At 38.8% G+C, this 7,616-nt stretch carries 7 protein-coding genes; 5 read left to right on the plus strand and 2 right to left on the minus strand.

The window, feature by feature from the left end:
• Positions 1-53: 53 nt before the first annotated feature.
• Positions 54-1,607: a PD40 domain-containing protein gene (locus KDU71_RS07285; protein WP_212189263.1), complete on the minus strand. Its 1,554-nt coding sequence runs from the start codon at positions 1,605-1,607 to the stop codon at positions 54-56.
• A gap of 158 nt (positions 1,608-1,765) precedes the next feature.
• On the opposite strand from KDU71_RS07285, the gene KDU71_RS07290 reads away from it, so the two are divergent.
• The 4 genes from KDU71_RS07290 to KDU71_RS23190 all read left to right on the plus strand — a co-directional run bounded on the left by KDU71_RS07290 (position 1,766) and on the right by KDU71_RS23190 (position 5,270).
• Complete coding sequence (locus tag KDU71_RS07290; RefSeq protein WP_212189264.1) at positions 1,766-2,500, plus strand: superoxide dismutase; 735 nt, start codon at positions 1,766-1,768, stop codon at positions 2,498-2,500.
• Between the two features lie 78 nt (positions 2,501-2,578).
• The gene (gene kefF, locus KDU71_RS07295) at positions 2,579-3,175 is read left to right on the plus strand and encodes a glutathione-regulated potassium-efflux system oxidoreductase KefF (RefSeq protein ID WP_212189265.1); all 597 of its coding nucleotides are present in this window, start codon (positions 2,579-2,581) and stop codon (positions 3,173-3,175) included.
• 24 nt (positions 3,176-3,199) lie between these two features.
• Entirely contained in the window at positions 3,200-5,089 is a 1,890-nt protein-coding gene (locus tag KDU71_RS07300; RefSeq protein WP_212189266.1) for a monovalent cation:proton antiporter-2 (CPA2) family protein, read from the plus strand.
• Between the two features lie 55 nt (positions 5,090-5,144).
• A complete protein-coding gene (locus tag KDU71_RS23190) occupies positions 5,145-5,270 on the plus strand; it encodes a hypothetical protein (RefSeq protein ID WP_262898258.1) in 126 nt (41 codons plus the stop codon).
• Between the two features lie 68 nt (positions 5,271-5,338).
• On the opposite strand, the gene KDU71_RS07305 is transcribed toward KDU71_RS23190, so the two are convergent.
• On the minus strand, positions 5,339-6,508 hold the full coding sequence (locus KDU71_RS07305; protein ID WP_212189267.1) for a DUF418 domain-containing protein: 1,170 nt from the start codon (positions 6,506-6,508) through the stop codon (positions 5,339-5,341).
• A 202-nt stretch (positions 6,509-6,710) separates the two neighbouring features.
• Here KDU71_RS07305 and KDU71_RS07310 point away from each other — a divergent pair, with 202 nt between their 5' ends.
• Positions 6,711-7,499: a DUF4382 domain-containing protein gene (locus KDU71_RS07310; RefSeq protein WP_212189268.1), complete on the plus strand. Its 789-nt coding sequence runs from the start codon at positions 6,711-6,713 to the stop codon at positions 7,497-7,499.
• Positions 7,500-7,616 lie beyond the last annotated feature (117 nt).

A 7,616-nucleotide genomic window follows, 5' to 3' on the forward strand; every position in this document is an offset into this window, starting at 1 on the left:
TTGTTTTTATGTGTGTTCATTAGCAAAAATAGGCAAAACGTCTGTTTTAATGCTTATTTGACAGCAATATCTGCCGGTTTCGGTACTACGATCAATTGAAGGCGGTCTGCCACTGATACATAGCGATTATCTGGTATAATGAGTAAATATTCCAGTGGAGTAATTTGTTCGTGTGTCACATGTATTTTGTAGGTGCCGGCTGTCAATGCTAATATAAAGTCAGCTGAATCTTTTGTTGGTTTATAGGTGCCAATCAAATTATCTAACGTATCCGTTACACTAATGTGAGGGCTGAAATCAGGTATCTGCACTTTTCTGTCTTTTCGAATACGAATATTGGCTTTTATAACAGCTGTATATGGTAAGGTTTGGTTAAATACCACCTTGTATATATCATATTTGCCTGCGCCTTCTGGTCTGATGGCAGATACATAAGCGAACCTTTCATCTTCGACCCACGAAATATTGTAGTTGTGATAGGTGTCGTTAATAGGATAGCCCATATTGATTGGAGTTTCCCACTCACGTTTATTAGGGTCCCAGTCAGAATAAAACAAATCATAACCACCCATCGAACGCAGGTTGTCGGATGAGAAGTAAAGGCGTTGCCCGTTATGTGCCAAAACCGGAAAGTTCTCATTGTGTGTTGACGAATTTACCTGTCCTGGCAGTTCACGCGCTTCACCCCATTCACCAGTTGGTAATTTTATGGCATAATAAATATCTGTATTGCCTTGCTGATTTTCTGATGCAAAGAGGATGGTATCTTTGCCCGCAGTCATCCACATACCATATTCCGATCCTTTTGCATCCAGCGGTGGACCAAAATTTGCTAATGGCTCAAAGCGGTGATTGCCCAAGTAGCTTGAATAGCCCATGGTTTCGTCGCCGTCGCGGTTATGGAAAGCAAATAATTGAGACCCATCTGGTGAAATGCCTGCGACCATTTCGTCAAAAATTGAGTTAAGTTGTGACCCTATGGTTTTGCCTTTTTCAAAGTTTAATGCTTGCTTTTCAGCAACACATATGTTGTAATAATAGATGCCGGCATAGCTGTTGTAGCGCTTGTCTGAAGAGTAAAAAAGTGACTGTTCATCGGCGCTGATAAAAGGGCTGACTTCATTTCTGGGAGTGTTGATTTCATTACCCAGGTTGATAAATTCAACATCCAGAGGTTGAGCAATCAAGAGTTTAGCATTATTGATATAACTTTTTAGAGTGGTAATTTGCTTCAATAGGTCGATAGTATTGCTGGCAAGGGGTTCTATTTCTTGCAAGATTGAATAGGCCTCATCAAACTTATGAGAGTGAAAAAGCACGAGTGTCTTGTTGTATTTAGCTTCCAGGTTATTGGGCTTCAGTTCAAGCAACCTTTCAATATATGGTAGCGCTTCATCTTTTAGGGTATTATCTTTGATGTAGCAGGTAATAATCTTTTCGAGTAGCTCTATGTTATCCTTGTCCTTACGCCATAATCTGCCGTAATCTTTAAGTGCCTTTTCGTAGTTATAATATTTGTAGTAATCATCTGCCCTTTTTTTATAGTTCTGAGCTTGGCATAAGCCGGTTAATGAAGCAATTAATAAAGCTATTACGGTAGTTTTCATTGGTGGATTTAGTTAATGATTTTAAAGAAAGCAATTTTTAGCAGAATGCTCATGAATTTTTTGATGAATGGTTCAATGTTACTCTCTAACTTTTATTCAGGTTGCATGAACAATCGTATATGGTACTTGTTAATTTGTTAAAATGAATGCCTATCATTATGAAAAGAAGACAATTCATCAGTTTAATTGGTATGGGCACAGCAGCTGCCTGTACGCCCGGTGCTAAAAGCGGTACAAATTCAAATAACAAAATTAAAAGTGCACCTATATCAGGGCATTTCTTTCCTGCCTTGCCTTATAGTTACGATGCACTGGAGCCGCATATAGATGCTACAACTATGGAGCTTCACTATGATAAGCACCACAGAGGATATTTTAAAAAGTTCATAGCTGCTATTGATGGTACAGCCCTTGAAACAACAGCGATGCCAACCATTTTTGCCGATGTGTCAAAACATGGTGAGGCAATGCGCAATAATGGTGGAGGTTACTACAATCATATGTTATTCTGGGAAAACTTAAGTCCAGAAGGTGGTGAGCCATCAGCTAAATTATTAAGTCATATTGTAAAGGATTTCAAATCGTTTGATACTTTTAAAGATGTTTTCTTTAAGGCAGCCAAAACACAATTTGGTAGTGGCTGGGCATGGTTAATCTTAGATGAAGAAAGAAATCTCAAAGTTGTGGCAACGCCCAATCAGGATAATCCTTTAATGGATGTTTCCGATGTAAAAGGTATTCCGTTGTTGACGATAGATGTATGGGAACATGCCTATTATCTAAATTACCAAAATAAACGCGGTGATTATATTAATGCATTTTGGAATGTGGTTAACTGGAAAGTGGTCAGTAAACGACTAGAAAAGGCTCTTAAAGGAGAGTGGATTGGATAAGTTGTTTTTCGATATTTTTTAATAAGCCCTTTTTCTTTGAAAAGGGCTTTTGTTATTTTTAGGGTTCAATTTTTACAAATGAAGAAGATACTGATCATATACGCACATCCAATAGAACATAAATCGCGCATTAATCGGCAGCTGATTAATGCAGTAGAAGGGATAGAGCATGTTACTGTCAATAATTTATATGAGAAATATCCTGATTTTTTCATTGATGTAAAGTATGAACAGGAGTTATTGTTAGAACACGATATAATTATTTGGCACCATCCGTTTTATTGGTACAGTGCACCAGCCTTATTAAAAGAATGGTTTGATTTGGTACTGGAACATGGCTTTGCTTATGGCCGTGAAGGAAAAGCTTTAAAAGGTAAGTGGACAATGAACTGCATTACCACAGGAGGGCAGCAGGAAACCTATCAATCAGATGGTTTGAACAGGCATGATATCAAACAGTTTTTATTGCCTTATGAACAATCTGCGTATTTGTGCCGGATGAAGTACCTTTCTCCTTTTGTAGTTTTTGGTTCACACTTGCTAAATGAATCCGAAATAGACAAGAAGGTGCTTACTTACACTAAGCTAATAATAGGCTTGCGAGATGATGAATTTACTATAAGTACTCTTCAATCGCGGAAGATTGTTAATGAGCTCTTGCAAGAACAGAAATAATTTAATCACCACTAAATATAGCGCATGCACTTGGACGAAATATTTTTTAGAATTATGATTTACCTGCTGGCAGCTGTTGTGTCAGTGCCTATTGCCAAAAAAGTCGGCTTGGGCTCTGTACTTGGCTATTTAATTGCAGGTATCGTCATTGGTCCCTTTGCTTTAGGCTTAGTGGGGAGTGATGGCGAAGATGTGATGCATATAGCTGAATTTGGAGTGGTTATTATGCTCTTTATTGTTGGTTTGGAATTACATCCGGGCATGTTATGGCGTATGAAACGGCTGATTTTCGGATTAGGGGGGATGCAAATTGGTTTCACAGCTTTAGTATTTGCTTTAATTACGGCCTTATTTTGGCTAGATACAGCACAGGCTATCACCACGGGGCTTATCTTGGCTCTATCATCTACGGCTATTGTTCTGCAGACACTGACGGAAAAAGGTATGTTGCAAACCAGAGGTGGGCGACATAGTTTTTCGGTATTATTGATGCAGGATATTTCTGTAGTTCCCATTTTTGCCATTATTGCTTTACTGGCCAATCAGGTGGTTACCGACTCAACGACTGTTGAAACAGCCGATACTGTTAGTGGATGGTATCAGCTGTTGATTATTTTGGCAGCAGTAGCAACCATCATCATCGGTGGGCGATATTTGGCAAATTATATCTTTAAGTTCATTGCTGAAACAGGTTTGCGTGAGCTATTTACTGCTACAGCGCTTTTACTAGTTATTGGTATAGCTGTGTTTATGGATGCAGTTGGGCTGTCGCCTGCCTTAGGTACATTTTTGGCCGGTGTTGTTCTGGCTAATAGTGAGTATCGTTACGAACTGGAGAATAACCTTGAACCATTTAAGGGATTATTATTGGGGGTGTTTTTTATTTCAGTAGGGGCCAGCATCAACTTTGATTTACTACTCAATCACTGGATGCTGATATTAGTGATTTTGACTATACTAGTTGGCGTCAAGCTGATTATTTTATGGGCACTTGGCAGGCTCTTCAAGCTGGAGCAATCGCACAATATGTTGTTTACCTTTAGTTTGGCTCAGGCCGGGGAGTTTGGCTTTGTATTAATCACGTTTGCCACCCAAAGTGGTGTATACGATGAATTTACTTCGGGTATATTACTAATTGTTGTGGCTTTATCGATGCTGATTACGCCAGTGTTGTTTATAGTTAATGAGCAAGTTATACAACCCAGGTTGATCAAATCATCTATACAGGATGAAGATGAGGTGGAGGATAATGGTCATCCGGTAATAATCGCAGGATTTGGGCGCTTTGGTCAGGTACTTGGTCGCTTCCTTAATGCCAATGGTATAAAACTCACCATTATCGATAACAATCCCCATAATGTGCAATACTTAAAAAAGTTTGGGTATAAGGTTTATTTTGGCGATATAACCCGAAGAGATATGCTCGAAGCAGCAGGTGCCGGCCATGCCAAGGTACTTGCCATAACAATGAGCGAACGGGATCAGATAGATAAACTGGTAGCTCTTGCACAAAAGCATTACCCAAACCTTAAACTAATTGTTAGAGCTGTTGATGTAGCCCATGAGTTGGCGTTGCAAAACATTGGTGTGGATGGTCATCGACAGGCTATTTTTGACTCGGCCATTGAATTAGGTACAAGTGCATTGGTTGCTATGGGGAATAGTAATCATCAAAGCTACCGTTCAGCATTAACCTTTAAGCATCTCGATAAGCGCTTTATGAAGAATCTTCAGCAGCGTTATTCAATTGATGATCCTCACTTTTTAATGGAGACAAAGAAATTTGCCGAGCATCTTGAGAATATACTTCTCATGCAGCAGAAGCATCCTTATCAGGAGATGGATTGTGCCTGGGATACGGATTCACTAATTGAAGAGGCACGCGAATATAATGAACAAATAGAAGGTAGATAGTTGCAGAAACTTATTTTGGTATGATAATTGCTTTCATTTCGTAAAATGAGGGCATATGAGAAGTAAGGAGAGTTATCAAATTATCAAAGATGTAGCTGTAGAAATGATCCTTGTTTTATTGATTTCATTTATAGCTGCTTTAGTTTTTTATATTACTATAATAAAAAACGTACCATTTTAATATTCTGAATTACCTATATTACATTCATGTAAAACTAAGCAGGGGCTGTTTGAAAGCCCCTGCTTTTTTTATTTCCTGGTACCAATCCAGGTTAATTTGTGCCAGATGCCTTCAAGAGGTCCATGCTTATAATGTTTCGCCCACCAGTGACAGAAAATGCCTGTAAAAGCGGTGAGTAGAATAGCAATTAAGAAACTGTAGGTAGCACCTGTGTATTGGTATAGAGCCAATCCATACCCATAATAAATACTTGACCCTAATACTGATTGCATCATGTAATTACTTAAGCTCATTTTGCCCAATGGTGCAAAAAGCATCAGGAAACCTTGCCATCTGCCTTTTTGAAAGAGAAGCGTAATGACCGAAACCCATACCAGCATTAAGGCAATATCGGTCCATGGTGTAAACATGGTCATCACTGAACGCTCAATAGCCGCGCTTTCAATCCAACCAGGTAAAACCATTCGTATTGGATATAAAATAATAAAGGCCATAGTAGCTGCTATCAGAACTTTCTTCCAGAATTTATTTGTGGTCTCAGTGTTGACAAATAGCTGTTTTCGGCCCGCAACTAATCCAAATAAAAACATGGCGAAAATAATAAAGAAGCGACCATTTTCCCAGTTCCAGAGCAATACAGCCTTTTTCCCATTTGTAATATTACCTGCCCAGGTGTTAATGATTGAGCTTTCCGGTATATAATCCTGCATCTTTCCAAAATAGGTCCATGAAACAGGATTGCTGATCTCCATTGCCGGGTTTTGAAGAGCCTCTATTAAACCCATCCACTCCAAAGGTTGCAGCAGCATAACGATGGCTATACCAACCAAAGCCTTATTAGGAAGGTTGGCTAAGGGAATTAGCAGGAAACCAATGACCGCATATATAGTTAAGATATCGCCTTGGAAGAATAGAGAGTTTAGCATGCCAAAGGCAAATAAAAGCACCAACCGCCAGGCAAAGCGTCCCCTGAAATCTTTTCCTTTCTGCTGTTGATTATTGGACTGTATGAAAAATGTTAGCCCAAATAGTAAGGCAAATATGGAGTATGATTTACTTGCGAACAGAAAGAATAAAGTATCCCAGACTGTTTGATCGAGTTTCACCATCCATTCAGGCAAATCGGGTGGTAAAAAATAAAAATCGAAATGTTCGAGGTTGTGTAGTAGCATGATAGCTACAATAGCAAAGCCTCTGAGCGCATCAATTACATGCAGGCGTTGAATTTGAGGTTTCATATTAATTTGTTTGTGTAAGGTTTTAGAATGTAAACGTAATAAAACGAAGTCAATTAGCAAGGCATCAAAAAGTTAATTTGTTATGAGTAAGTGAGTGTAATGTATACAGAAACGTTATTGCGCGTTTTTGTATATTTACCGATGGAAAACAATTTATTCTTGCTGGAAAATTAGGGTGGCAAGAATAGTAAACTTTGGACGAATGAAAAATTTATTAAGTGTGGCTTTATTAAGCCTGACAATGGTTCTTTTCTCTTGTTCTGATGATAACAAGCAGGCAAGATTATCTATCCGTTTAACCGATGCACCAGGTGATTATCAAGAGGTGTTAATTGATGTGCAGGATGTGCAAATTAACGTGTCAGCAGATGAAAACAGTGGCTGGCAATCACTACAAACGACGCAAAAAGGAGTGTACAACTTACTTGATTTTACCAATGGTATGGATACGTTATTAGTTGACGAATTTCTGCCAGCAGGCAAAATCTCACAAATGCGACTGGTTTTAGGAGATAAAAACCAAGTGATGATTGATGATGTGTATTATGATTTAGACACACCGTCGGCCCAGCAATCTGGATTAAAATTTAATATCCATGCCGACTTAAATGATGGTATAACCTATAAATTATGGATTGATTTTGATGCAGGACGTTCGATTGTTGCTAAGGGTAATGGTAGCTATTCGCTTAAGCCAGTCATCAGAACTTTTACCGAAGCCACCAGTGGCGCCATTAAAGGAAGCGTAACACCAGTGGAGGCCACGCCTTATATTATGGCTGTTAGTGCTGATGAAGAAGATACTGTTGGAACTTATGCTGATACTGAGACTGGTTTCTTTATGTTGAGAGGGGTGGAGCCCGGTAGCTATACAATCACAGTGCAACCGGCAGAAGGTTATCTGGAAACAACACTTGAAGATGTGAAGGTTGAATTCGGGCAAGTTACTGAACTTGAAACAATCACTATTGAAGAAGTTGTAGCTGAATAAGGAAAATTTATTATCAAAAAATAAAAGAGGGTGTCCAAAAAACGGATGCCCTCTTTTGTATTCATAATCAATAGATTATTGCCTTGATTATTTGGTTAGATGCTTGATGTTTAGTAT

Source organism: Carboxylicivirga sediminis, assembly GCF_018156225.1.
Taxonomy (GTDB): Bacteria; Bacteroidota; Bacteroidia; order Bacteroidales; family Marinilabiliaceae; genus Carboxylicivirga; species Carboxylicivirga sediminis.

What these genes read in the sequence shown, in the direction of transcription:
- KDU71_RS07285 (WP_212189263.1), bottom strand. Translation starts at nt 1,607, where the DNA reads ATGAAAACTACCGTAATAGCTTTATTAATTGCTTCATTAACCGGCTTA.
- KDU71_RS07290 (WP_212189264.1), top strand. Translation starts at nt 1,766, where the DNA reads ATGAAAAGAAGACAATTCATCAGTTTAATTGGTATGGGCACAGCAGCT.
- kefF (WP_212189265.1), top strand. Translation starts at nt 2,579, where the DNA reads ATGAAGAAGATACTGATCATATACGCACATCCAATAGAACATAAATCG.
- KDU71_RS07300 (WP_212189266.1), top strand. Translation starts at nt 3,200, where the DNA reads ATGCACTTGGACGAAATATTTTTTAGAATTATGATTTACCTGCTGGCA.
- KDU71_RS23190 (WP_262898258.1), top strand. Translation starts at nt 5,145, where the DNA reads ATGAGAAGTAAGGAGAGTTATCAAATTATCAAAGATGTAGCTGTAGAA.
- KDU71_RS07305 (WP_212189267.1), bottom strand. Translation starts at nt 6,508, where the DNA reads ATGAAACCTCAAATTCAACGCCTGCATGTAATTGATGCGCTCAGAGGC.
- KDU71_RS07310 (WP_212189268.1), top strand. Translation starts at nt 6,711, where the DNA reads ATGAAAAATTTATTAAGTGTGGCTTTATTAAGCCTGACAATGGTTCTT.